This window comes from Prolixibacter bellariivorans ATCC BAA-1284 (assembly GCF_000621705.1).
Classification (GTDB): domain Bacteria; phylum Bacteroidota; class Bacteroidia; order Bacteroidales; family Prolixibacteraceae; genus Prolixibacter; species Prolixibacter bellariivorans.
Genome location: NZ_JHXO01000013.1, coordinates 115096 through 141992 on the forward strand (window position 1 = coordinate 115096; position 26897 = coordinate 141992).

General features: G+C 44.6%; 24 protein-coding genes. 7 read left to right on the forward strand and 17 right to left on the reverse strand.

All coding sequences use genetic code 11. The features are described 5' to 3' along the window. Positions 1 to 77: 77 nt before the first annotated feature. The 4 genes from T426_RS0118045 to T426_RS25295 form a co-directional block, all read right to left on the reverse strand. The gene (locus T426_RS0118045) at positions 78 to 545 is read right to left on the reverse strand and encodes a heme-binding domain-containing protein (RefSeq protein WP_025864832.1); all 468 of its coding nucleotides are present in this window, start codon (positions 543 to 545) and stop codon (positions 78 to 80) included. A 95-nt stretch (positions 546 to 640) separates the two neighbouring features. Then, positions 641 to 1939: an ArsB/NhaD family transporter gene (locus T426_RS0118050; protein WP_025864831.1), complete on the reverse strand. Its 1299-nt coding sequence runs from the start codon at positions 1937 to 1939 to the stop codon at positions 641 to 643. An 11-nt stretch (positions 1940 to 1950) separates the two neighbouring features. Then, complete coding sequence (locus tag T426_RS0118055; protein WP_025864830.1) at positions 1951 to 2403, reverse strand: CBS domain-containing protein; 453 nt, start codon at positions 2401 to 2403, stop codon at positions 1951 to 1953. Next, entirely contained in the window at positions 2400 to 3347 is a 948-nt protein-coding gene (locus tag T426_RS25295; protein WP_025864829.1) for a 1-phosphofructokinase family hexose kinase, read from the reverse strand. Before T426_RS25295 ends, T426_RS0118055 begins: the two co-directional genes overlap by 4 nt. Positions 3348 to 3794: 447 nt before the next feature. On the opposite strand from T426_RS25295, the gene T426_RS0118065 reads away from it, so the two are divergent. From T426_RS0118065 to T426_RS0118080, 4 genes are all read left to right on the forward strand, one after another. Then, a complete protein-coding gene (locus T426_RS0118065) occupies positions 3795 to 4244 on the forward strand; it encodes a DUF2231 domain-containing protein (protein ID WP_025864828.1) in 450 nt (149 codons plus the stop codon). Positions 4245 to 4274: 30 nt separating this feature from the next. Beyond that, on the forward strand, positions 4275 to 4949 hold the full coding sequence (locus T426_RS0118070; RefSeq protein ID WP_025864827.1) for a response regulator transcription factor: 675 nt from the start codon (positions 4275 to 4277) through the stop codon (positions 4947 to 4949). A 24-nt stretch (positions 4950 to 4973) separates the two neighbouring features. After that, positions 4974 to 6368: a sensor histidine kinase gene (locus T426_RS0118075; RefSeq protein WP_025864826.1), complete on the forward strand. Its 1395-nt coding sequence runs from the start codon at positions 4974 to 4976 to the stop codon at positions 6366 to 6368. A gap of 113 nt (positions 6369 to 6481) precedes the next feature. Next, a complete protein-coding gene (locus T426_RS0118080) occupies positions 6482 to 7108 on the forward strand; it encodes a rubrerythrin family protein (protein WP_051538928.1) in 627 nt (208 codons plus the stop codon). Between the two features lie 93 nt (positions 7109 to 7201). Here T426_RS0118080 and T426_RS0118085 read toward each other — a convergent pair whose 3' ends face one another. The 8 genes from T426_RS0118085 to trxA form a co-directional block, all read right to left on the reverse strand. Next, positions 7202 to 8212, reverse strand: coding sequence for a CAP domain-containing protein (locus T426_RS0118085; RefSeq protein ID WP_025864824.1), 1011 nt, complete (start codon positions 8210 to 8212; stop codon positions 7202 to 7204). Positions 8213 to 8608: 396 nt separating this feature from the next. After that, a complete protein-coding gene (locus T426_RS0118090; protein WP_025864823.1) occupies positions 8609 to 8794 on the reverse strand; it encodes a hypothetical protein in 186 nt (61 codons plus the stop codon). A gap of 85 nt (positions 8795 to 8879) precedes the next feature. Continuing rightward, positions 8880 to 9749: an NAD(P)-dependent oxidoreductase gene (locus T426_RS0118095; protein ID WP_025864822.1), complete on the reverse strand. Its 870-nt coding sequence runs from the start codon at positions 9747 to 9749 to the stop codon at positions 8880 to 8882. Positions 9750 to 9951: 202 nt separating this feature from the next. Next, entirely contained in the window at positions 9952 to 11622 is a 1671-nt protein-coding gene (locus tag T426_RS0118100; RefSeq protein ID WP_025864821.1) for a formate--tetrahydrofolate ligase, read from the reverse strand. Between the two features lie 223 nt (positions 11623 to 11845). Beyond that, positions 11846 to 13207, reverse strand: a complete 1362-nt coding sequence (locus T426_RS0118105; RefSeq protein WP_036984603.1) for a TrpB-like pyridoxal phosphate-dependent enzyme — start codon at positions 13205 to 13207, stop codon at positions 11846 to 11848. A gap of 268 nt (positions 13208 to 13475) precedes the next feature. Next, positions 13476 to 14657, reverse strand: a complete 1182-nt coding sequence (locus T426_RS0118110) for a MalY/PatB family protein (RefSeq protein WP_025864819.1) — start codon at positions 14655 to 14657, stop codon at positions 13476 to 13478. A gap of 62 nt (positions 14658 to 14719) precedes the next feature. Continuing rightward, entirely contained in the window at positions 14720 to 15145 is a 426-nt protein-coding gene (locus T426_RS0118115; RefSeq protein WP_025864818.1) for an OsmC family protein, read from the reverse strand. Positions 15146 to 15163: 18 nt separating this feature from the next. Continuing rightward, complete coding sequence (gene trxA / locus T426_RS0118120; RefSeq protein WP_036984601.1) at positions 15164 to 15532, reverse strand: thioredoxin; 369 nt, start codon at positions 15530 to 15532, stop codon at positions 15164 to 15166. Between the two features lie 201 nt (positions 15533 to 15733). On the opposite strand from trxA, the gene T426_RS24215 reads away from it, so the two are divergent. After that, complete coding sequence (locus T426_RS24215) at positions 15734 to 16153, forward strand: MarR family winged helix-turn-helix transcriptional regulator (protein WP_025864816.1); 420 nt, start codon at positions 15734 to 15736, stop codon at positions 16151 to 16153. A 102-nt stretch (positions 16154 to 16255) separates the two neighbouring features. On the opposite strand, the gene T426_RS0118130 is transcribed toward T426_RS24215, so the two are convergent. From T426_RS0118130 to T426_RS0118145, 4 genes are all read right to left on the reverse strand, one after another. Beyond that, positions 16256 to 17461, reverse strand: coding sequence for a TolC family protein (locus T426_RS0118130; protein WP_036985498.1), 1206 nt, complete (start codon positions 17459 to 17461; stop codon positions 16256 to 16258). After that, positions 17458 to 20559, reverse strand: coding sequence for an efflux RND transporter permease subunit (locus T426_RS0118135; protein WP_027586082.1), 3102 nt, complete (start codon positions 20557 to 20559; stop codon positions 17458 to 17460). Before T426_RS0118135 ends, T426_RS0118130 begins: the two co-directional genes overlap by 4 nt. Positions 20560 to 20577: 18 nt before the next feature. Continuing rightward, positions 20578 to 22089, reverse strand: a complete 1512-nt coding sequence (locus T426_RS24220; RefSeq protein WP_025864812.1) for an efflux RND transporter periplasmic adaptor subunit — start codon at positions 22087 to 22089, stop codon at positions 20578 to 20580. Between the two features lie 127 nt (positions 22090 to 22216). Beyond that, on the reverse strand, positions 22217 to 22618 hold the full coding sequence (locus T426_RS0118145; RefSeq protein WP_025864811.1) for a hypothetical protein: 402 nt from the start codon (positions 22616 to 22618) through the stop codon (positions 22217 to 22219). A 574-nt stretch (positions 22619 to 23192) separates the two neighbouring features. Between T426_RS0118145 and T426_RS0118155 the strand changes: the two genes are divergently transcribed. Together T426_RS0118155 and T426_RS0118160 are read left to right on the forward strand one after the other, a co-directional pair. Beyond that, on the forward strand, positions 23193 to 24140 hold the full coding sequence (locus T426_RS0118155) for a hypothetical protein (protein WP_027586083.1): 948 nt from the start codon (positions 23193 to 23195) through the stop codon (positions 24138 to 24140). Positions 24141 to 24464: 324 nt separating this feature from the next. Next, positions 24465 to 25280 (forward strand): DUF4382 domain-containing protein, encoded by an 816-nt coding sequence (locus tag T426_RS0118160; protein WP_025864809.1) that lies wholly within the window; start codon positions 24465 to 24467, stop codon positions 25278 to 25280. A gap of 69 nt (positions 25281 to 25349) precedes the next feature. On the opposite strand, the gene T426_RS0118165 is transcribed toward T426_RS0118160, so the two are convergent. After that, entirely contained in the window at positions 25350 to 26879 is a 1530-nt protein-coding gene (locus T426_RS0118165) for a carbon-nitrogen hydrolase family protein (protein WP_025864808.1), read from the reverse strand. Positions 26880 to 26897 lie beyond the last annotated feature (18 nt).

Below are 26897 nucleotides of genomic sequence, written 5' to 3' on the forward strand. Positions count from 1 at the left end.
ATCTGGATAAAATGGAATGTGAAAGACTGTCTACACTTGAAGACAGTCTTTTTTTTACGTAAAAAAATGCATTCGACTTAATTTCCCGGTTCTAACGAACGAAGATAATCGACCAGCTGAGTTCGTTGAGCATCTGTCAGTCGGGCTTTGGGATGCATCCAGGTGTAAGAGGTGAGGGGCATGACACCTTCTTTCACGTCGATGGTCATACCTTCCAGTTTGAGGTTGGCTGTTTTTTCGGGGTAATTGCCCCATTCGGAAAGGTTAATATGTGCCCGTGCTTCATCAATGTGTGATTCCAGCATCCAGGAAACCGGTGCTACATGTGAATACCACGGAAATTCGGTGGCATTGGAATGACAGTCGTAGCAGGCATTTCGCATCATGCTGCTGATTTCGGACGATGGCTGGTTGATGTGCAGGAAATCCTTGGCTGGTGCCGTGTTGGGATCTTGCAAATGAACAGGAACAAACTGAATCAGTATGAAAACGATGAACAAGGCAACGGTGATTTTGCCTAACAGGTTAAGTTTGATTTTTTTCATCAAGTATACATTTGGTTGATTAGTAGTTACTCGCAAGTCATAAAATTACAACAAATCTTTTTCCCTTGCCAATTAAATATGGGAAGCAATAACCGTTAAAAATAGCGTATGTACAGGTACAACGAAGTAATAACAATGGAGACCAGCATCATTGGGAAACCGATTTTGAAATACTCTTTGAACTTAATGGGGTAAGGGGTTTTTTGAGTAAATCCGGCTACAATAATGTTGGCGGCAGCACCAATCAAAGTCCCATTTCCTCCGAAACATGCCCCGAGTGACAGTGCCCACCATATCGGTTCAATGCTTTGGTCGGGGTTGATAGCCATTTCTTTAATAACGGAAATCATGGTTGCCGTGTAGGGAATACTGTTAATGAAGGTTGTCGACAATGCCGACATCCATAGCACAAGCTGGGCAGCTGGCTCTGTTTCGCCATGTGTTACTTCTACCATCTTGTCCGCCAGAAAACTGATGATACCGGTTTTTTCCAGACCACCAATAATAATGAACAGACCAATAAAGAAGAAAAGCGTGGCCCATTCTACCTCTTTCAGTATTTCCTCCGGGTCCTGTTTGGTCACCATCATCATGGTAAAACCACCACCAATGGCTAATGTCGCGAGGTCAATCTTGTGCAGTTGGTGGGTGATGAATAGCGTGATGATGACGAGGAAGACGATCAGTGTAGTATAGAAAAAGCGTTTGTTTTGGATGGCTCTTTTTTCGTCGAATGCCTGAATTTTTTCCTTGTCGGCAATTACGGCAGATAATTTTTTGTAATAGATGAGCCGGAGGAGAAAGAAGGTAACAACAGATACGATCAATACCACAGGTGAATTATTCTGAATAAAATCCATGAAATCGAGGTTGGTGGCACCGCCTATCATGATATTGGGCGGATCACCAATCAGTGTTGCAGCCCCACCGATATTCGAAAAGAGTATTTCGGAAATCAGTATCGGCATCGGATTAATTTTCATGGTGTCAGCTACCGCGAAAGTCAACGGAACAATGATTAAAACAGTGGTAACATTATCGAGGAACGCAGACAAAATTGCGGTAACGATGGACAGCACGACCAGAATCCGCCACGGGCTTCCTCCGGTGAGTTTGATACTCTTAATGGCGATGTACTCGAATAACCCCGATTTTCGCATAACAGCCACGGTCATCATCATGCCACTAAGCAAACCGATGGTTTCAAAATCTATCGCCTCAATAGCTTCTTCCTGATTGACAATGTGAAAAGCCACCAGTAAAAAAGCTCCAATCATGGCTGCAATGGCATTGGGGAGTGTTTCGGTTGTAATAAATACAAACGTAAAGATGAAGATGACCAGGGTGGTGATGATATGGATGGTGTCGAGATGCCAACTCAGGAATTCCGTCATAAGTTGCCTCCTTAGCTTATTTTATTTCCATTGAGAGATACGGTTAGTATTTCGATTCGGGTGAGTAACCCTATCAGCATTTTACCTTCCAAAACCGGAAGGGCTGTTTTTTTTGAGCGAAAAAGCAAATCGGCAGCGTACGACATGGAATCACTGGGTGTCACAGTCGGATAATTTGAATCGGTGAACTTGATGGCTTTCTCATCGAGCAAATCATGCAGGTGCCCGACGATGTGATCCAAATCGGCCATGAATGATGTATTATACATCGATTTCATGTACTGCGGAACCGATGCATTGAGAATATCCTGTTCGCTGATACAGCCTATATATTCTCCCAATTGATTGACCACCGGAATGGCACATACTCTGTGCCGCTTCATGGTGATGATGACCCGTCGCAAATCCGAATTCTCGTTGACCGACAGAATATCCCTGTATATGAAATCTTTCACCCTGTTCATGACACTTCCTCCACATCAATGCGTTCAAGGTTGGCCGTAATTTGTTCGGTATTGCGTATCTCTTTGTACAGCGCTTCGATGTTGGTCAGCCCGGCAGCTGAAGCGTACCGGAGAACATCCGCCGTCGGGAGATTTTGCCGGTATGCATGAATAAATCCCGCGAGGTAGGCATCGGCATAGCCCAGCATGTTGACAATTTTCAAATCTCTCGGGCGCAAAATGTAAGACTGCTTTCGGGTAACCGCCACTACATTTTCAATCCGGTGTGTGAAAATGACAAACTCCGTATCTTTTTGGTAAGCAATGATTTCTCTTCCTGCCTGCAGAAACGCATCAATACCATCGAGCGGACGGCCCATGAAATGGTGGTAACTGCGCATATCCGGATTGATAAGAAATGGTCCGGAATCAATTAATGGATCGGTATATTTGGGCGCAGCGTGCAAAACCACTTTGATCCCGTGTCCCTGGGCCATGATAATCATTTGGCGGTACACATCTTCGATGACACCTTTAGGAAGTGAACCGGCCAGTACAACCATATCAACCCGGTTGAGAAGTCGTTCGTAGCTTTCCAGCAAGAATACCAGGTCGTCTTCCGGAATCTCTTGCCCAAAGTCGTTTATTTCGGTCAGCGTTTCATGTTGCGTGTCCAGAATGGATGTGTTGGTCCGGGTGGAACCTTCGGTAAAGACGAAGCTGGTGGTAATGCCGCTTTGTCGCAGGGAGTCACAAAGCAAATGTCCTTCATGACCACCGGCAAAGCCTGTTGCAATCGTGTCATCGCCCAGTACTTTTAGGTTCAGCGCAATGTTAACACCTTTCCCACCGGGAACCGTCATACTCATCTCCCGACTGTCGAGCCGATGCAACTTGTGAATTTCAAACCCGTTCAGGATTAGGATTTTATCGATGGCCGGATTCAATGTGACGGTTAGTATCATAAGGCATCTCCCGGTTTTTGTTGGATGAGAAAGCAAGTGTGCTATGTATAAATTTAAGGAAAATAATCGTCGGGTTTAGGTAAGGCGGAGGATTTTAAGGAGTTATGCAACATAAACGCTGATGAGATGTAACAGAATATAACCATTTATTAAGTACTCTATTTAGCTAAAAGCGGAATCTACAAAGGTTTAGGTTGAGAGTGGATTGTGTGAGCCTTTCGCCTTGGAATTTAGAATGGATATACAGAATTAAGCATATTTTAAGTTTTTATAGAGAACCAGTTAAGATTAGCTATTGTTTCTTTGACAGAAACTAAGCGAGTTACAGTACTCCTTAATTTCACTTATGATTTTAACTTCCGGAAATATACAAATTGATATGACGTGGCAGAATAAGTTGTTCCCCGTCAGTTTAAACGTTATAAATTCATTTAAAAATTGAACGATATGATTGATATTTCACACATCCACCCCATGTTGGTTCACTTCCCGATTGCATTATTAATTGCTGGGTTTTTCTCTGATGTCCTTGGTCTGTTTGTAAAGAAGGAATTCTTTACCCGCGCTGGATTTTATTTGTTAATTTTGGGAACGCTCGGGGCAATTGCTGCAGTTATTACCGGGCATATGGCAGGCGATGGCATCGAAGCGGGCTCGCTGAAGCAAGCTGTTGAAGTTCATGAAGATGCCGGAACATTGACATTGTGGCTCGCTTTAATTACTTCGGCCTTTCGGATTATTCTGGTCTGGTTTGAAAAATACAGGGGAGCATTAAAAGCTGTGGCACTGGTTCTTTTTCTCGCGACCGTTTTGTCGGTTGCCCGTACCGGATATTACGGAGGTGAGTTGGTGTACAAACATGCCGCCGGCGTCGAACTCAGTTTCGGAAACAACTAATACCTTATCTAACAACTAGTCTGATTCACTATGCGTATTTTAGTCATTGAAGATGAGCCTGGAATTGCCAGGTTCCTGAAAGAGGGTCTCGAAGAAGAATCTTTCGCCGTTGATGTAGCAGAAGATGGAATTAAGGGGCAGGAGATGGCTATGGACAATGGTGAAGAGTACGATTTATTACTGGTCGACTGGATGTTGCCCGGTATGAGTGGTGTGGAGATTGTTCGGCAGATTCGTGAAGAAGGCCTGCAAATGCCGGTCATTTTTCTGACAGCTCGCGATACCGTACAAGATGCTGTATTTGCGCTGGAAATGGGAGCCAATGATTATATTCGTAAACCTTTTTCGTTTGAAGAGTTGCTGGCCCGGATAAGGGTTCAGTTACGTGAGCCTTCAGGCGAAACTTCCCGTTTAAGTACAGGGAAACTGGTCATGGATTTAAACACACATCAGGTTTTTCGTGGTGAGGAAGAAATTCAACTTACGCAAAAAGAGTTTGCGCTTTTGGAGTTTTTGCTTCGAAACAAAGGGAAGGCTTGTTCCCGTACCCGGATAATAGAACATGTGTGGGACATCCATTTCGATTATGATACGTCTGTGATTGATGTGTACATTAATTCTCTTCGAAAGAAGATTGACCAGAAAGATGAGCCTGGATTTATCCGTACCATTCGTGGTGTCGGTTACATCATACAGGAGGAATAAAAATCGCAAACACGAAACCTACGAATGAGACTTAGCTTCAGCAATCGAATTGCTCTGTATTACATGGGAACCACCGCAATTTTGACAATGGTGGTGTTTTTTTTCATATACATGGTGGTATATCAGAGTGTGTACCGGCATCTTGATGCTGAGCTGTCGGAGGAATCCGAGCAGTTAAGCGAAGGCTTCGTTATACTGGACGGTGAGATTGTCATGACGAATCCCTATGAATGGAATGAAAATGAGCATGAGCAGGTTGAGGTGAATCCTATTTTCATGCAAATTAGTGACGTGCACGGTCAGATTATCAAACGCACTCCTAATTTATACGATGATTCACTAAAAATTTACCTGAATCGTACCGAAAACTTTTTCGTCAATACCACACTTTCCAAGCAACCGGTCCGGCAGTTACAAACACCGATTTTTGATTCGTTGAATGAAATAAAGGGATACATGGACATGGCTGTTCCGCTGGAAAGTACAGTGGTTGTCCTGCGGAATCTGCGCAGCGTACTAATTCTGGCTTTTCCGATTGTCCTGATCCTGCTTTTTTTCGTCACGAGCCTGATTGCCCGCCGAAGCATTCATCCGGTATTCCGGTTAACCGAAACAGCCGAAAAGATCAGCAGGGAAAATTTGAATGAACGGATTCCGTTGCCATTACACGAAGACGAATTATATACGCTTACGCAGACAATCAATCAGTTGCTTGAACGACTTGAAGATGCTGTAATTCGCGAAAAGCAATTTACATCGGATGCTTCCCACGAATTGCGGACACCGCTTTCCATTCTGAAGGGAACACTGGAGGTGATGTTGCGGAAAAGTCGTGAGCCGGAATATTACATCGAGAAAATCAGCAGCAGTTTATCTGAAGTGAACCGGATGTCGGATTTGGTTGACAAACTTTTATTGCTGGCTCGTTACGAAGGCGATGAAGCTCCGGTTCATTTGTCGAATGTGGATGTTCAGGATTTGCTGGAAGGCGTTTTGGCCCGTTTTGAAACCCGGTTTGCTGAAAAGAACTTGAAGCTGGCACTGGATTTTACACCGGAAGTTGTTTTGCAAACGGATCGGTTTATGGTAGAGCAAATTGTGGAGAATCTGATTACGAACGCCATTAAATACAGTCCGGCTAATTCCAAAATATCGATCACCTTACAAAAACAGAAAAAAGTGACCAGCCTGGCGGTAGCCGATGAAGGTCCCGGTATTCCCGAACATGCAATGGACGGGATTTTTGACCGCTTTTATCGTGTCGACGAATCGCGGAATTCCTTTATCGAAGGTAATGGTCTTGGTTTGGCACTAGTCCGTCGGTTTTGCGGATTGCTGCACATTAGGCCGGAGGTGGAGAGTAAGCCTGGAAAAGGTACCCGGTTTACCTTGTATTTCCCTGAAGAAAATAGTGTGTAAACGGATGTTTTCATCCGATTTAAGCTGTTCTTAAGTTTCTCTTTAGACGATCTTTATGGTTGGTGTATTAGATTTGTTCTCATAATAAATAAAGAACAAAACAAACATTGACCATGATGAAAAAAGAATTTTCTTCCTTGTTACTGGCATTTGTATTAATGCTGGGATTTACGCCTGTTTTTGCTGCAGGAAATACACAAACCGTGAAAGATTTACAGGACGCTTTCACGGGTGAGAGCACAGCGCATGCCAAGTATGCGGCTTTCGCCAAAAAGGCAAAAGAAGAAGGCTATGCTAAAATTGCTTTGTTATTCGAAGCAGCTTCACGTGCAGAGAAGATACATGCCGGAAATCATCAAGCGGCCTTGAAACAACTCGGAGCAGATGTTCCGGTAGTGAATCCGGAGTTTGATGTGAAAGGTACGCGTGACAATTTGAAAGATGCAATAGCGGGCGAATCATACGAAGTGGCAACCATGTATCCCAACTTTTTAAAGGATGCATCGAAAGAGAAGGTAAACATTGCCATGATGTCATTCAACTACGCATTCCAGACTGAGAAAAAACACAAAGAGTTGTATGAGAATGCACTTAATTCGCTGGATAATAATCAGGTAAATAGTATGCCGTCGCTTTACCAGGTTTGTCTGGTGTGTGGCAACACCTATGCCGGACAAGGACCTGCCCGTTGCGGTATTTGCATGACGCCGAATGAAAAATTTGTTACACTGAAACTTTAAGAGTAGAGAAGACCATTTTGATGCAGTGTTACTGAAACAATTGGTTGATTAATTGAGAAGAGGGCTTTCCCGTTTATTTGGGAAAGCCTTTCTTTATTCTACCCTGATGACGATTCCAGATGCTTGAATTTTACCACGGTTACTGGCTCTCCTTCCACCTTGATACGGTTCTTTGCTCAGGTAAATCTGAATGTAGTATAAGCCTTTTTTATTGAAGCGTTTTCGTATGGTGATATAACCGTCGCGGTTGGGGGATGGAATTTCCCAGGGCCATAACTGGAAAGCTATTTCTCTGGTGAAATCATTGTAGCTATTCAATCGATTGATTTGAGCGCGGGTCATGGGCTTCAGTGGAGGTTCGTAGTAGCCGATGATGGCATACGGGTAAAGCTTCTTATCCAACAACCGGAATTGTATTGCAGCCGTTTCTCCCTTCTTGATGGTTTGCAGAAATGGACCAAACTGTATATAGCGGTCGAGATATTCTTCGTAATACCGGAAGCCATGCGTACACGAAGCCGTTCCGATACCTACGTAATTATGAAACGGCCCAATGACCGTTTGCTTGTGTCCGTCATCCGGAGCTTTTTCTTCCATGAAACCGGTATGAGCATTCTCCATCAATTTGACAATATTATCGAAATCGGGTGAAATCTTTCCTGTGGTGATTAAGGCCGAAGCGTTTTCCGATACATGGTCGGTACCACCGGCAAAAGCGTATCGGTGGTATGGTTTTTCACCTTGAAGATTCCAGTGCCCGAAAAAGCCATTGTCACACGATTTGCGGCTCATTTTGTTGGCTACCCGGCTGGCCAGAATATCCAGTTTCAGTGACGGAACAGAATATTTTCTCCGGCTTTCGTTGATGTGGTGCAGCAGGATGATTTTGGATAAAAGCATCAAATTGTCATCCCGGTAGTTACTTAGCCGGTGTTCTTTGTTATTCAGAATCTGGTAATAGGCAAATTCTTCCCGTGAAATATGGTGGTCCCGAATTTTTTGGTCCAGGTTAGCTTCAGGTTCCGTCAAATTTTGGGAAAAAGCAATCCCGTGAAAGAGACTGAAGGAAATAATAAGTAAAGCAAAAAATGGAATGATTTTCATGCCTTTTGAATAAATAGTCCTTACCTGAATAACAAATATCAGACCTTTTGGATGACAAAAAAAGGGGCAGATGCCTTAACATCGCCCCTTTTTCGCTCTCGGGTTCCTCGGGGAGGAATGGATTGGTTGGGTTAAAAAAATAAATTGGTTTTGAAAAAGTCAACCAAGCCTCGCTCAACTAACTGAATCCATCATTCTAAACCTGACTGCTCTGATAGGTTAACCATTTTATTGATAAATAGCAGATAATCTACTAGTTGCAAGTTTCTGAATCTTGTTTTATAAAAACGGGGATGTTGTAAATTTGGTATGTGGAAGAGCAAAAAAAAATAAAGTTTTTCGCACAGAAAATCAATATGTTAACTGATGAAAGGGTAGATGAGGATTACCTTTTATTTACTCCTTCGTTTTTCGACTCATTAGAACAATAAAAATGCCGATAACGGGTGTCAGCAAAATACACCAGAAAACGGAACGGCCATAACCTATGGTCCGGTTTTTCCCGATGTATTCTGCAATAAAATGGGTGAGGATGAAATAGACTACACCAAATACGATCGATATGACAATTCCGGCATTCATTTTTAGTTGTATTAGTCAATACATTTCATTTTACCGGCTCCTCGTAAATATCTTGTCTCTTCGATCTAATTTATGGTAAATTCATCTATTTTGCTCGTTTTTCAAGCGATTTAATGATGGCCGAAAAATCATCCCGTGCAAAACCATCTGCTTTTGCCGATGCATAAATTTCACTGGCTACCGATGCCATAAATTGTGGCACTCCGTTGTCATATGCAGTCAATCCAAGCAGGTGAAGGTCCTTCTGCATCCACTCCAAAGGAAATTCAACCGAGTAGTCATTCGACTTGATTTTATCGGTTTTCAACTTAATAAAAGGAGCAGTTACCGGAAGTGCGGATAAAAATTCTAGCAAAAAGTCACGGGAAAATCCCATTTTTTCACCCAAAACAACCGACTCGGCAAAAACGACCATAGCTTGAGCCAGTTGTGAATTGACCAACATTTTGAGTGAGGTTCCCATTCCGGTATCACCTGCGTGAACTGTTTTCTTTCCCATAATATCGAATAGCGATTGGACCTCTTGCATATCATGAGCGGCTCCACCTACCAGGAATACAAGTTCGCCCTTTTCAGCGGGAATTTTGCTTCCGGCTACAGGTGCGTCCATGAAACGGACGTTGTAGCTTCGGGCTTTAGCCGCTGCATCGCGCGAAAAACCAGGATCGACAGTGGTGCAATCGACCCAAAGAGCGTTTTGCTTCATGTGTTTAACAAAACCGGAATCGCCGAAAGCAATGTCGTTTACCACGCCGGGCGTTGAGAGCATCGAAATGACCACATCTGCGTCCTTAACAGCATCAGCTGTCGATTTAGCCACAGTGGCACCTAGTTTGACCAGTTCGGCCGCGGCTGATTGGGTACGGTTGTAAACCGTTACATCCAGCTTTTCTTTTACCAGATTTTTAGCCATCCGGCTTCCCATAATTCCTAATCCGATAAATGTGATTTTCATAGCACAATATTTTTGAGTTTAACTAATTCAAATTGTTCTTCATTAGTATTAACTATGAAGGAAAGTAAAGGTTTGTTGTTCTGTTATAAAAAATGACAATTTATATTATTGAAAAACATCGACTTAAAGTGTTGTTTGATGCTTGTAAAACAAAATTCCCCCATAACAATCTGTTACAGGGGAATTTGATTTTATTCCGGATTTAGAATAAACCGGTAATGTTTCCTTCGTTGTCGATATCGATATTCTCGGCAGCTGGTTTCGCCGGCAAGCCCGGCATCCGCATAATGTTTCCCGTAATGGGAATCACAAAGCCTGCGCCCGAGGCAATTTCAATGTTGCGTACCGTTACTACAAAATCCTTGGGACGTCCCAGTAATGCGGGGTTATCCGATAGCGATTTTTGTGTTTTGGCAATACAAACCGGTAATTTATCGAGTCCGAGCTTTTCAATCTTTTTCAAATCCTTTTTAGCCTGGCTGGAAAAATCGATGGCTTCAGCTCCGTAAATACGTTTGGCTACGGTTTCGATTTTTGTTGGAACATCCCAGTTCCAGTCATAAAGCGGCGTGATTTGATTTTCACACCTTTCGCAAGTTCCGGCAACGATATCTGCCAAATCCAATGCTCCTTCTCCGCCTTTGGCCCATACATCGATTGGAGATACGTCTACGCCCATTGATTTGCACTTTTCCACAATCAGGTTGATTTCGGCATCGGTATCCGAAGTAAAACGGTTAATCGCAACTACTGGACAAGCCTTGAACTGCAGCATATTTTCGATGTGCTTTTCGAGGTTGGCAAAACCTTTTTGCAATGCCTCCAGATTTTCCTCTTTCAGCGAATCAAGCGGAGCTCCTCCATGGTATTTCAGTGCACGCACGGTGGCAACCAGGACAACTGCCGAAGGTTGTAAATCACCATAACGGCATTTGATATCGATGAATTTTTCGGCACCCAAATCAAAACCAAATCCTGCTTCCGTCACTACATAATCCGACAGCGAAAGCCCCATTCGTGTAGCAATAATGGAGTTAGTTCCCTGCGCAATATTGGCAAACGGTCCGCCGTGGATAATGGCGGGAGTGCCTTCGATGGTTTGTACCAGGTTGGGTTTAATGGCATCCTTCAGCAGTGCCGTCATGGCACCCTGCGCTTTTAGGTCGCGTGCATAAACAGGCTTGCCGCTGTAGGTAAATCCGATGAAGATATTACCCAGGCGCTTTTTCAGGTCCTCAAAGTCATCGGCCAGACACAAAATGGCCATAATTTCGGAGGCAGCGGTGATATCGAAACCGGTTTCGCGGGGAACACCTGAGCTGGTTCCGCCCAAACCCAAAATCATTTGCCGCAACGCCCGGTCGTTCATGTCCATCACGCGCTTCCATTCCACTGTGCGCGGATCGATACCCAGAGAATACTGTTTGTTCTGTAGATTATTGTCGATTAAAGCAGCAAGGAGATTGTGCGCTTTTTCTATCGCCGAAAAGTCACCGGTGAAATGAAGGTTAATGTCTTCCATGGGAAGCACTTGAGACCAGCCACCTCCGGTCGCACCTCCTTTAATACCGAAAACCGGTCCAAGAGAAGGCTCGCGCAATACCACCGTTGTTTGATAGTTTTGGCGGTTCATCGCCTGCGCAAGCCCAATGGAAACAGTGGTTTTTCCTTCTCCTGCAGGCGTGGGCGAGATGGCCGAAACCAAAATCAGCTTATGCTGTTTTACCTTTTCCTTATCGATAAACCGAAGTGGAATTTTTGCCTTGTACTTTCCGTACAGTTCCAAATCGTCAAATTCAATGCCCAGTTTTTCCGCAATCGATGCGATGGGCTTCATGCTCACGGAGTGTGCAATTTCAATGTCGGTCTTCATCTGAATTTCGTTCGTTTTATGATTTTCCGGATGCGCCGGTTCCTAAAGTAGTCCTTATTGGTTATGGTGAAATTTCGGCATAGTACGAACTTAACGAAAGAATCAGACGAAGACAATGTCATCTGTCAGCAATTTTGCTGATAAGAGAGAAATCGAAAGTGGGAATTTCGAAGGGCTAAGAACTAAAAAAAGAGAGGCAACCATTGCCTCCCTTATGTCAGTATTATGGTTTGGGATAACCTTTCAAGAGAGCGACCGTTTTGGCAATCTCCTCATCGGGTAATTCATAATCGGTGAGCTGTCCCTGCAGAAACTTTTCGTAGCCAACCAAATCCATCAATCCGTGTCCGGAAAAATTGAAGACGATGGTTTTCTCTTTACCTTCTTCTTTTGCTTTCAACGCTTCACGGATGGTGGCTGCGATGGCGTGGTTTGTTTCCGGTGCCGGAATGATTCCTTCCGTTTTGGCAAACAAAACACCGGCATTGTAACATTCGTTCTGATGCAAAGAAACGGGGTTGACCAAACCTGCTTCTACTGCTGCACTGACTAACGGTGCCATTCCGTGGTAACGAAGTCCGCCGGCATGAATAGGGGCCGGAATAAATGTATGTCCGAGACTGTGCATCGGGAGGAGTGGAGTCATTTTGGCAATATCACCATGGTCATATAAGAACGGAGCTTTGGTCAACGTTGGGCAGGATGAAGGTTCAGCTCCGATGATTTCGATATCGGCGCCATTAATTTTGTCGTTCACAAACGGGAAAGAAAGTCCTGCAAAGTTACTACCCCCACCGCAACAACCAATAACCACATCCGGCTTTTTGATGCCGACTTTCGCCAACTGCTTTTTGGTTTCTAAACCGATGATCGTTTGATGCAGCATTACGTGGTTCAGCACTGAACCCAGGGAATAGCGGGTTTCGCCGGTTGGGTCGGTAACAGCTGCTTCGATGGCTTCGGAGATGGCGATACCCAAACTTCCGGGCGTATCCGGATCGTTTTCGAGCACTGCACGACCGGCAGCTGTTTCCATGCTCGGGCTGGGAATACACTTTCCTCCCCAGGTATTCATCATCATCTGCCGGAAAGGCTTTTGGTCAAAACTTACCCGTACCATAAAAACCTTGCACTCAAGGTCCAGCAGGGAACAGGCAAATGAGAGCGCACTTCCCCATTGTCCGGCACCGGTTTCAGTAGTGATGCGTTTGATGCCAAACTCCTTGTTGTAATATGCCTGGGCAACGGCAGTGTTTGGTTTGTGGCTTCCAGCCGGAGATACACTCTCATTTTTGTAATAGATTTTGGCCGGAGTTCCCAGCGCTTTTTCCAAAGCATAAGCTCTAACCAACGGACTGGGACGCCATATAGAAAGTAATTCCAGAACCTTTTCGGGAATATCAATCCAGCGTTGGGTACTTACTTCCTGCTCAATAATGTTCATGGGGAAAACGGGTGCCAACATCTCGGGCGAAATCGGTTTTCCATCAGGTCCGAGGGGAGGACTCATTTTCAAATCAGCCGCCAGGTTATACCATTGCCGTGGCATTTCGGATTCATCGAGAAAGATTTTTTTCTGCAGCATAGTAAATGGTTTAGTGGTAATGGTGTTGAACGAGAAGTAAGAGGACTTTTCATCAACAACTTTAAAGATACAACTTGGTAATATATTTTCGCATTATAAATGTTTTATAATGTGTCGAAAATGTATTTTATCAAAAGTAAAAAAAATTGGGAAAAGTAAAAACAAGGGAAGCAGATAATGACTTGAAATCTAATGGGCGAATGACAGACAAGGAAGGAAACAGGAATGAAAAAGTCGCATCAGGAATGGACCGTGATGCGACTTGGAATTATTTTACTTCGAGGGAAGTGAATGCGTGTTTTATTTTCTCCAATGCGTGTAGAAGCAATTGTCTGGGTATGCCAATATTCATTCGCTGGAAATATTCTCCGCCGGGGCCGAATGCCTTACCTGGAGAAAGGCCAAGACCAGCTTCGCAGATGAGTCGTTCGCGGACTTCTTCAGGCGGAAGCCCGGTTTGCGAGAAGTTTAGCCAAACCAAAAAGGAAGCTTCTGCTTCCATGGGAATGATTTCCGGAAGGTTTTCTTTGAAGAAAGCGTGAACGATACGATGGTTTTCTTCGAGGTAAGAGATCAGTTCCTTTCGCCACGATTCACCATTGGTATAAGCCGCGCGGGCGGCTTCGTAAGCCATGATATTTCCACGGAAAAGATGCAACGCATGCATCCGGTGGTTGAGTTTTTCACGGATTTCCGAATTGGGAACGATGGCAGTAGCAGCGGATAATCCGGCAATGTTGAAAGTTTTAGTCGGTGAGATGAGCGTGATGCTATTCATCGCCGCTTCATCTGAAACCGTAGCAAATGGTACATGTCGATAATCATTCAGCACTAAGTCTGCATGTATTTCGTCCGAAATAACCAGAACATTATTCTCTGTAGCGATGGACGCCAGTTCTTTCAATTCATACTCCGACCAGACACGACCGCCTGGGTTATGCGGATTGGAAAGAATGAAAACTTTGATGTTTTCTTTCATTTTTGCCCGCAAGTCATCCAGATCCATCCGGTATTTTCCATCCTCCAGTTTCAGGTTACTGAACACAACTTTTCTGTCGAGGTTGTGGGGCACATCGAAAAATGGCGTGTAAACCGGAGCGTGTACCAAAATATTGTCATCCGGTTCGGAAAAAATTTCCAGCGCCAGCCCAATGGTGGGTACAACGCCGGGGACAAAACTCAACCATTCACGGTCTATTTTCCAGTTGTGGTGAGATTCTTGCCAGTCTTTAATCGCGTCGAAATATTCATCTCCCGGTAGGGTATAGCCGAAAACACCGTGGTTTGAACGTTGGTGCAGCGCTTCGATGACTGGTTCGGGACTGCGAAACTCCATATCTGCAACCCACAGCGGCATCACATCTTCGCGTCCGAAAAGCGCTTTACGCCGGACGTACTTAATGGCGCCGGTTCCGGAGCGGTCTACAATTTGGTCAAAGTTAGTTGTCATGGTAAGGGTTTAAATAAAAAACCCCGGACCATACGGACCGGGGCGTGATTTTTCTGCAACAGTTATTTACTTTCCGGATTCACCTCGATAGATGATGTAATTGGGAGCGCTTTCTTGTAAATAGCCGATACGCCACAATACCGATCCTGCGAAAGATTTATCGCTTTTTCAAGCTTTTCCATTGGTAAATCTTCTCCCCAGAACTGATAAGTAATGTGCATGCTGGTATAAACCTTTGGATGCTCTTCACTCAGTTCGCCAGATACTTTTACATCGAAATTATCGGGGGTAACCCGCATCTTTTTCAAAATGGAAATGACATCCATGGCGGTACAGCCTGCCAGGGCAGTCAGCATGAACGGTTTCGGACGGGGGCCTAAATTTTTGCCTCCAACTTTTTCGTCCGCGTCCAGCATGATTTTATGCCCGTTGACTTCGGCTTCAAAAGCCATGTCTTCTTTCCACGAAATTCCTACTTCATGCTTCATAAAACAGTGCTGCTTTTATTAGTTTGCCTCTACTTTCAGTACGTCGCTGATAGCCTGAACGAAGGTGTCTTTAGGAAGTGCACCCATCGCCATTTGCGGCTGACCTTCAACCGGTACGAAAAGCAGTGAAGGAATACTCTGGATTCCGAACATGGCAGCCAATTCGCGCTGGTCTTCAGTGTCAATCTTATAGATTTTCAGTTTTTCTTCGCCGTATTCTGCCTGGAGTTCTTCCAGAATAGGAGCTACCATTTTACATGGGTTACACCAGTCAGCGTAGAAGTCGATGATTGCAGGCACGTTGCCTTCAAATTTCCAATCCTTATTATTTTCGAAATCAAATACTTTTGATTTAAAGGTCTCTTTTGTCAAAAATTCCAAAGCCATTTTGTTTACTTTTTTTGGTTTCTAAATATTGTTTATTTCAAATATTGCCAATAGCAAAAGTTTCGATGCAAAAGTAAGTAGTGATTTTGAAAAAACAAACTTTTTTGAGAAAAAAGTTGCTAATAGCAAAAAATGTGCTTGTGAATAATTGCTTTATTTGTATTTTTGTATCCGGAAAAGAATCGAAAAAATTGAAATACAATGGAAAACGGGAATGGAATCATGTTTATGATTTATGAACTAAGGCGCAAATGTGCTTCGGTCGATCAACGCTTGATGGATGATTTAGGACTTTCGCAATCGGAATTGTTGTTCTTTTCGGCGCTGGACAACTGCGAAAAGATCAGCAGTCCGGAATTGGCCAAGAACATGGACTTGTCGCCTTCGCGCGTGAGCAGGGTCGTGGATAAGTTGGTCAATAACGATTTCCTTATTCGGGAAGTCGACCCGAATGATCGCCGGGCTATTACATTAAATCTGACTGAAAAAGGTAAAAAGGTGAAGGAACAGATTGACATGGGCCGGCAGGAGTGTGAGGCGCAGTTGATGGAGATTATGCCGGACACCGATATGAAGAGATTCAGTGAACTTGTCACCAAGATTGTTACGACATTAAAATAGTGAATTCCCCGCAGGCAAATTAACCTCGGGGAATTCAACTATGTTTACTATTCTACCAGAATCTACTCCTGATTTTTCCCCCCGTAATAATTCCAGTCCGGATTATAACCGGTAGCGCATCAGTACAGCCAGGGCACGGTAATAGTCGTGTTCGGCGCTCAGAAAATTCTCATAGGCACCAATGTAGTAGTTCATCTCCGTCACATAATTAATGATGGAAATTTGTCCAAGCTGTAAAGACTTGTTCAGTAACTGCATACTAGACATTTCTTCGAGCCCTTTCCGGTAATTCTTTACCGACTTTTGTAACGATTCCACCTGACTGTAGGTATGTTCCAATTCAAATCCGGCTTGTTTTACTTTTCCGGCGTATTGAACAGCAGCCCATTCCTGTTGCGCTTTGGCTCGTTTTACATTGTTCTTGTTAGACCATAACGGAATGGAAATTCCTACTTTCGGACCGCCATATTGTTCGCCCGGAACCGTTTCCGATTCATATCCAACTATAAGTTTGGGCAGTCCTCGAGCCCCAGCCAGTTTTCGAGCTTCTTCCGCTACGTTTTTCCTGGCTTTCGCCGAAAGAAGGTCCGGACGCGACCGAATGATGTCACTAAATAATGAATCTCTTCCTGGTAGGATTTCTTCCCTGTACGAGAATTGACGCAAAACCGGTAACGAATCACCACAAAGCCACGTAAGTTTTTCCACCAGTTGCTGCTCGTTTGCCTTAATGAGCGTTAACTGGTTCTCCAGCTCAATCCGTTGGATACGCGCTTTGTTTACTTCCAGGATGGTAGCTTCACCTCGTTCCATCTTTTGGTTTAGCGATTCGTGTAGCTTCACCGTATTTTGTACCCGATCGGTTAAATACCTGTCGCGCTTTTTCTGATACACCAGCTCATAATAGGTAAGTTGAGTTTCGAGTAGTAGTTGCTGTCGGAAATCGCGGTAATCCATTTCCGATTTATTGGAACGACTGTTGGCCAGTTTATTTCGGTAATGATAAACCGAAGGGAAATCGAGGCTTTGGGTCGCCGAAAAAATTTTCTTGTCACCCAGTTCGTCCGAATTGCCGGGCATGAAGCCAAATTCTATTTCCGGGTCGGAAGGCGTCAAGCCGGTCCTGTATTCCCACTGTTGAGCTTCTTTCAGTTTTCTCCCGGCTTCCAGATTTGGATTCGCCTCTTCGGCTGCCTGAAGCAATTGCAGAAGTTCATTCTGTGCCATCGCCGGACAGAAAACTAAAACCATCGTGAAAAGGAGCAGGATTTTCATCGCACTAATCTTGTTCATTCTTTCTATTGTCATCGTTTTTCCTCCTCTTTTATTTCCTTCCGGTTTAACCGGAAATAGACCACCGGAATGACAAAAATGTTCAGCAATGTTGAGGTGAGCAGGCCGCCCAGAATCACTATGGCCATAGGACTTTGGATTTCATTACCGGGAAGGTCGCCATTCACAGCTAACGGAATCAGCGCCAAAGCAGCTGTCAAAGCCGTCATGAGGATCGGATTTAGCCGGTCGGCCGAACCCTTGATGATTCGCCGGTAAAGCCCGACACCTTCTTTCTTCAGAGCCTGGTAGCGGGAAACCAGCAGGATACCGTTTCGGGTAGCGATACCAAACAGCGTGATGAATCCGATGATAGCCGGGATGCTCATCACACCTGATGTGAAAGCCACTGCCATGACACCTCCGATGAGTGCGAGTGGAAGATTTAGCAGAATGATGCTCGTCACGCGCATATCTTTGAATTCCTGATACAGCAGCAGGTAGATAACCAGTAATGCAAAGAGCGATGCCAGCAGCAGTTTGCGTTGTGCATCGGCAGCACTTTCAAACTGACCGCCATATTCCACGCGGTAACCTTCGGGCAGAACGATTTCCTGTTCAACCTCGTTGCGAATATCTTTCACAACAGAGTTCAGGTCCCGATCGGCCACGTTGCACGAAACCACTAGCTTTCGCTGAACATTCATCCGGTTGATGGTATTGGGACCGGATTCGGAGCGAACATCGGCGACATAATACAGCGGCACTTTGCGTCCATCTCCGGTATCGATAAGTGCATTCTTAATGGCTTCGATATTTCCACGGTGTTCATCGTCGAAGCGGAGAACCAAATCAAATGAGCGTTCTTTTTCGAACACATCGCCCATTTTTTCTCCAGCGAAAGCCACATCGACAAAACGGTTGAATTGTTTCATTGGGATACCATAACGAGCCAGCATTTCTCTTTTCGGGCGAATGCGGATTTGCGGAATTTCGATTTGTTGTTCCACAAACGGGTCAGCTACACCTTCAATACCAACCATCAGCGACTTGATGCGTTCGCCCAAATGGTGCATTACCGGAAGACTGGTGCCGTAAACGCTGATGGCGATATCGGCGCGCGAACCGGAAAGCATGTGGTTGATTCGGTGACTGATGGGCTGTCCCACTTCGATAGACACGCCGGGTAACGTATTCAGTTTCTGCCGGACTTCCGCCAGAAATGCATCGCGTGAGCGTTTCCCCAGGAGAAAAGGTGCATCGATTTCCGAGACGTTGGCACCAAAAGCGTGTTCAGCTAATTCGGCTCGTCCTGTCCGACGTTCAGTGACTTGAATTTCGGGAACGGAAAGGAGCAGTTGCTCGGCTTCGCGTCCGATTTTATCTGATTCAGCCAGGGAAATTCCCGGCATTGAAGCTACATTGATCGTCAATGTTCCTTCATTGAAAGGAGGCAGGAAACTTCCACCAAACCGCGAAAGGAAAATCAGCGCGACAATGAAAAGAGCGACCGAAAGTCCGATGGTCAGATTTTTGGCCCGCATTACCTGGATTAGGGTTGTCCTGTACCATTCCACCGTTTTTGTTTCGAGCCAGCTTCCTTTGCTGTGCTTCTTCAGTTGCTTTCGGTTCACCAGCAACAAGCTGGAAAGAACAGGCGTAACCGTGATGGCCACCACCAGCGATGAAAACAGGGAAATAATGTAAGCAACACCCAACGGTCGCAGCATACGACCTTCCATTCCGCTCAGGAAAAAGAGCGGAATAAATGCAACGATAATGATGAGAGTGGCATTCATGATGGATGCGCGGATTTCGACTGAAGCTTCGTAGATAACTTTCAACGAATTGCGGCGTTTCTTTTTTGGTAATTTTATATTTTCCCGTAATCGCTTGTACACGTTCTCCACATCGATGATGGCATCGTCGACCAGTGAACCAATAGCGATGGTCATTCCGCCCAGCACCATGGTGTTGATGGTGTAGCCCATTAGTTTCATCACGATGACCGACATTAAGAGTGAAAGTGGAATGGCCGCCAGCGAGATCAGCGTTGTCCGGTAGTTCATCAGGAAGAGTGCCAGGATGATGGCGACAAAGATGGCGCCTTCCATTAGTGCGCGTTCCACATTGCTTACCGATGTGTCGATAAAGCTCCGTTGCGAAAAGACGTCGGTGTGGATTTTGACATCCGGCGGCAATGTTTTCGCGATAGTTGCCAGTTCAGTATTAATATTGTCGGACAGCTTCCTTGTGTTAACATTGGGTTGTTTCGAGACGGTCAACACTACCGCTTTTCTTCCTTTATACGAGCCATCTCCGATTTTTGGCGCCGGCCCGATACGAAGTTCTGCTACATCCGACAGTTTAACGGGAAATCCGTTGGCCACACGGATAACCGTATTGCCTAATTCACCTACCCGGTTGGAACGTCCGATGCCTCTGACGATATAGTTATTCCGGTATTCTTCAATGAAACCACCGGGTACGTTGTCGTTGTAACCATCGAGCAACTCTGTCAACTCATCGAAACGGATACCATAATAGCGTAGCTTTTCCGGGTTGACGAGAATCTGGTATTCTTTGTATTCTCCACCGATTGTGTTCACTTGCGCCACACCACCCACCGATAGAATGCGCGGACGTACCTGCCAGTCTGCAAGTGTGCGCAAATCCATGGGGGAGGTTGAATCGGATGTCATGGTAAAAACCATGACTTCGCCCATAAGTGATGATTGCGGAGCCAGTGTTGGACTTCCAACGCCTTTGGGAAATCGGTCCCGGATGGTCATCAACTTTTCCGCAACTACCTGCCGGGCATTGTAAACGTCCATGCCCCAGTCGAATTCGGCCCAGACAATGGAAAAACCCATAGCTGATGATGAGCGTACTCTGCGTAATCCAGTCGCTCCGTTAATGGCGGTTTCAATGGGAAAGGAGACCAGTTGTTCCACTTCTTCCGGTGCCATCCCGTGCGCTTCGGTCATCACCACCACGGTTGGGGCATTTAGGTCGGGAAAAACGTCCACCTCCATCTGCCGGACGGAATAGTAGCCGACCAGCATGAGTAACAGCGCCCCGACAATGATGAGCAACCGGTTGTGTAACGAGAATCGTATGATTTTATTTAGCATGTGAATGAGTTCAGGAGGTTAGTGATTATGGTTATGTGCCGGGGCGCTTCCACTCATGGAAGCCAGTTTGACACGGTAAGCACCTTGCGCTACTACTCGCTCACCGGCTTCCAGACCGGATAGAACTTCGAGTCGTTCTCCGTCATTGCGCCCGGGAGTGATGTACCGTTTCAAATACTCTTCTCCATTCTTTTGAACAAAAACATAGAAGTTTCCCTGTTCTTCCATCAATGAGGAGAGAGGGATTGTCAGTGCATTCTTGAAGGAACCCGCTTTCAGGTATACTTCCACGTATGATCCGGGAATCAGGTTTTCTGTGTTGATGACCTCGAAATAGACCGGTGTGAAGAACGTCTTGTCGAGCGTCGACTTCCCGAAGGTAATTTTTCGGCCTCCCAGATTATCGACAGAGTGCACTTGTAAATCGTAAGGAGTGATGAAGTTAGCTGAAAAAACACTCGGTAGCCGGACATAATCCTTTTGAGGTACATCGGCCCGAAGTGTCAATTTCCGGTTTTGCGTAATTACCATCAAAGCCTGTCCGGCTTGCACAAACTGGCCTTCCGAGACCAAACACTCTTTTATGTAGCCGGTTTGCGGTGCAACAATCCGTTCTCCCTGTGTGGTATGAAAACGGCTGATATTTTCATAAACGGCTTGTGCACTTCTGAATTCGGCTTCCGCTGAGCGAAATTCGGTTTGGGTGATCAGCCGGTCTTCGATCAGCTGTTTGGAGCGTTCGTAATTTCGGCTGGCTTTGTCGTAAGCCGCTTTGGCTTTCAGGTAATCCTGATTCAGGTTACCATCAAGCAACGACGCTGACAAAGTCAATAGTTCCTCGTTCTTTTTTACCGGTTCCCCGGAAAGGAGTTGCGTGCCACCTAAAAGGACGGTTCCCCGATGTTTGGCTGTCACGACAATTTCGTCGCCTTGTGCCGGCATAATTTCACCCGATGTTTTGATGATTTCGAAGAAGGGCTCTTCTTTCACCGGTTCAATCGCAAAATTAATTTTCCAGGCTTCCTCTTTAGAGAAAGCAATCACTTTCCCATGTTCGTGGTGTTTTTCTTCACTTTCGTGGAAAGCGGTTTCGTTTTTAAAAACACGAACGTTTTTTAACGAAAAAAGAACCGGAATGCCTTTGTCTGTTACTTCTATTTCCAGGGGTAACAGACCTGTTTTCGGCGGAGTAAAGGACACATGGAAAATACCAGGTACTTCCGGCTGAGCTACAGTCGCAAGCAACTGATGGTTATTCAAGAGCTTCAAGCTTCCCTGTTTCAGAGGTTCGTATTCCGGTAAAAGAGTGACGTGCACGAGCAATTCAGCTTCTTCATTTTGGATAAAAGGTGTTGATTCGACGAAAAGTTCGTATTGGTTTTGGCTGTCAAAAACAGTGAAGGTTTGTTTTTCCATGGCTTCACTTTCTTCATGACCTTTGTCAGCCTGGTGATTTTTGGTATTATAACAAGCTGTTGTCATTCCTCCAACAAACCATATTGTCAGGAATAGTAATCGGAGTTTTCTCATGGTAGAAAATAGATTATGAGATAATTATCGCGTAAAGAAAAAAAGGATGTTTCCCGAATCGGAGAAAAGAAACAGGTATAACAGTCCCAATTACTGGAACAGTATTAGTTACCGGGGAAACGTGAAATTAAACGCGAAGGGTAGGAGGGCCTCTGACGGTTGAGACCTTACCGGGTGGCTCGTGATAAACCGGAAGGATAGCTACCGGATAATCGGTTTCTCGGGGTTGGTAAGTCGTATTGGTATACTCGGGTGAAAGAGTAATAAACTGCGGATTGAAATGCAGATTTACAGCGGTAAAGAGCCAGTTGTGATGGTTGTGCTGCGTACATTCACCGTGCTCGTTGCTGGCTTCGTGGTGATGAGGAGCGGGAATTTGGAAAATCTCAGGTGTATCTTCGTGCTCCATATAGCAGATCTGCTCCGGTTCGCCTGAGCCAACCGGCTCGGCATGCCAGATGCCGTTGTGATAAATGAACACGACGGCGAAAATGATGAGCCATAATCTGCTATGTAATGAAATTTTCATTGCAATAGCAAAAGTAGCAGATTATGTCAATTCCGCAAATGGTTGTAAATGTGCCGGAAAACAACTGTTGTTAAGCGGCCGGCCGAAAGCTGTCGGGACGAAGTAAAAAAAGCTATGTTCATTGTTGACTTTCCTGGCTGAGGCGAATGGTTTCAGCCAATTGCAATTTTACTAAATCGTCAGTCTGTTTAATCTTCCGGGCTGCGAAAATTATTCTTTTGTTTAAGTAATTTAATATCAGATTGTTTTTATCATAAGTCCGTAGATGTAACATAAAATTTCAGGAATACATAAAATAATGTAGAAATATGCACGTTTACATAAATAGATCAAAGACCCAAATACAGATGTAGGTGATTGAAAAGTAAATTAAGCAATTTGCCTTTTGTTTCAATGACCTTGAAAATAACCATTCACAATTAAAAAGGGATTCAACCACTCCGACTAACCCCGTTGTTTGATGGTTGAATAAGTATAATAGCATGGAATTGAATTGTTTGTTGAAGTGGGGTATTTCAAGGGATAATTATGTCGGTCCGTCTTGGGCCGGGAGGGAAACTTAAAAAACTACATCATGAAAAATTTGCTTAATTTATTGTTGGGCGTGACTTTCCTGTTGGGAATGGCAAGCTGTAATAAAACAGACAGCAACGCAACCGACACACTTCCGCAAGGGGAAAACACGGTTCTTTCAATTCAGGGAGTAACTTCCACAACACAAGTAAAAAGTGCTTCGATAGCGAGCATACCAACCATTTCACTATCGATTACCGGAAAAGACGGCAGTACGATAGGTACGGCCACATTAACTCAGGCAAAGATTGCTGTCAAAGAGATTCAATTTAGCATGCCCGACAGTGAAATTGACAATGAGGCGAAAAAGGAGCAGGAGGATGAAGTTGAATTCAAAGGACCGTTTATTGTTGACCTGATTACCGATTCGGTGACCCCGGAATTGAAGCCAGTTGCGCTTATTCCTGGTACTTATACCGGGATCAAGCTAAAGCTTGACAAGATTGAAGGTAATGAAACTAATGAAGATGACGGTTCTGCATTGGCTACTGAAAAGGACTCTATTTATCAGCATTCAATTTACCTTGAGGGTACCTATACCGGAACAATTCAGCAGGTCCAGTATCAGAATATTCCTTTCACAGTAAAGTATGATATGGATAAGGAGATCAACTTTAATACGGCAGGAACCAAAGGTTTCAAGGTGGCATTGGATTCTATGAATAATGTTATCGTAGCCTTTAACCTGGACGATTGGTTTAACTTCTCTAACCGGGAAACCAATCCCGATCAGGTTGATTTTAGTGACTTAACGGTACAAACTGATGCGAATGGTGATCCGTTCATCGTAATTGAAAAGACCGAAGAACAGAGTGATGTTAATGCTGCCGTTCAGGAAGTGATTGAACACAATCTTGAAATGTCGACCCGTTACGGTAAAGACGAAGATCATGATGGTCAACTAGGAAATAAAGAAGATGATGAGACTTCAAATGACAACGGGGAATAAATAACATTCATAAGATTGAAATCCCTGAAATACGCTCAAATCCAATTGGGGCTGATCTTTTAAAGATCAGCCCTTTTAACACTAATTAAAGATTGAGCGCTTTAAACTTTTATATTTTTACGATGTTGTGAAAGAACAAAGGACCTAAAGACAATAGCATTCTTTATTGAAGATCTTGCGATAAGTGAATTTGTTTAAATGAGATATTAAGCTGGTGAGATGCAGTCCCCCCACCGTTCTGCATTGTTTTCGATTTAGTAACCCCATCGGGAACGATTGGATAGTTGTTTCCGGTGCACAAAATGATCAAAAACGAAGGAAAAGATGAGAAAAATTCAATTCGTAATGGCCATCGCTCTGATGGTTGGAGTAGCTGCATGTAATAACAATGATAACAATTCAACACCTGGAGAGGCAACGGTGAAAGTTCACATGACCGATGCACCTGCCGATTTCTCGGAGGTGAACGTAGATGTTCAATCGATTACCCTTATGCCGGCAGATACTGCTAATGGAGCATCCGAAATAGACTTGGGAGCGCATGCCGGCGTTTATAATTTGCTGGAACTAACGAATGGTCTGGATACATTGCTTGCCAATAAAAACATCCCGGCAGGGAAATACAGCCAGATTCGTGTAAAACTCGGAACGGACAACTCATTGGTGATGAATGGCAATACCTATTCAGTGAAAGTTCCCAGTGGATCGTCAAGTGGTTTGAAGCTACAGTTGAACGCTGATTTTGTGGGAGGTGTCACCTATGATATTTTACTGGACTTTGATGCGGCACGGTCGATTGTTGTACTTGGTAATGGCGGTTTCAACCTGAAACCCGTTATCCGGGTAAGTACCGAAGCAACTTCCGGTAGTATTAAGGGAAGTGTGAACCCAGCAAATACCGAGGGAGTGGTTTATGCCATTTCTCCCAGCATGGATACTTTGTCGACATACGTCGATACGGTTTCCGGTAGCTTTATACTTCGTGGAGTTCCGGCGGATATGTATACCGTTGAGGTTAATCCGGCTACCGATTCAGGCTTCGGTAAAAAATCAGTAGACAATGTAAAAGTTGTTGAAGGGACACAGACTGACGTCGGTACGATTGATTTGACGACACAGTCATCTGGTACTGCACAATAAAGCACGAACATTTGTGTCTGATATAAAGAGACGGGAGAAGTCAATTGGCTTCTCCCTCTTTCTTTTCTGCTATTCGTCGTTCAGATTCAATTCATACAAATCGGAGCGACGGTCTTTCAGATTGCGGACAGCTCCGAAATAGTGCAGTTCTTTCAGCAAATCCAGATCCACGTCAGCTACCAGAATCATTTCCGTATTCGGTGTAGCTTCCGCTTTTATTCCCGTGGTCGGGAAGGGGAAGTCGCAAGGTGTAAATACCACTGCCTGGGCAAACTGAATGTCCATGTTCGATACTTTAGGAAGATTTCCAACACTTCCGGCAATAGCTACATAGCACTCGTTCTCAATGGCTCGTGCCCTGGCACAGTAACGAACCCGCGAATAACCGTTTTGTGTATCGGTAAGAAACGGGACAAATAAAATATCCATTCCCTGTTGCGCGAGCAATCGGGGAAGTTCCGGAAATTCTACGTCGTAACAGATTACGATACCAATGCGGCCGGCATCGGTATCGAAGACTTTAACCTGGTTACCACCGGTTAACCCCCAGAATTTAATTTCATCGGGAGTTACGTGAATCTTTTCGTATGATTCGTATGTTCCGTCTCTGCGGCAGAGGTGGCCAATGTTGAGTAAGCGGTCATCTTCATTGATGTAAGGCATGCTTCCTGTAATGATGTTGACATTGTAGGTCATCGCCAGTTGAAGAAAGCGATCCCGTATTTCTTCAGTATACTGTGCCAGTTTTCGGATGGCTTTCGACTCTTCCAGGTCGTTGTATTTTGCCATCAACGGGGCATTGAAGAATTCGGGGAAGAGGGCAAAATCGCTCTTGTATCCGGAAACGGCATCCACGAAAAACTCGACCTGTTCGAACAGCTCATCCAGGCTTTGATAGGAGCGCATTTGCCATTGTACCAATCCTAATCTGACTACCGATTTGGTCGTCGCAATTTTGGGAGACTTTTTTTCGTAATATATATTATCCCATTGCAGCAAAACCGCGTATTCTTTCGATTCCCGGTCGCCCGGAAGATAACCTTTCAACACTTTCTTCACGTGAAAATCGTTCGCCAGCTGGAAAGTAAGCGTCGGGTCGTACAGCTCTTTGAATTTTACTTTTTGGATGAATTCCTTGGGCGTCATTTCTGCCGCGTGCTTATGGTAATTCGGAATTCTTCCGCCAAAAACAATGGCTTCCAGGTTCAGGTTTTCGCACAATTCCTTCCGGGCGTCATAAAGCCGGCGGCCCAGGCGCATCCCCCGAAATTCAGGACGAATAAACACATCAATACCGTAAAGAACATTTCCTTTCCGCGTATGCGTATTAAAGCTGTATTTTCCGGTTATTTCTTCATACGTATGGTTATCACCAAAATGCGAGTATTGCACAATAATGGAAAGAGCACACCCGACCACCACATCGTCGACAACAATAGCCAGCTGTCCTTCCGGGAAAATAGAAAGCAGTTTGTTGAAATGATTTTCTTTCCAAAAGGCACCGGGCCAGTTGGGATAAGCATCAATCATCGATTTTTTCAGCTCTTCGTAATCATCACTATTCAGGGTTCTTAGTTCAATTGTATTGATTGTGCTCATAAGCCGTTATTGTTGAGT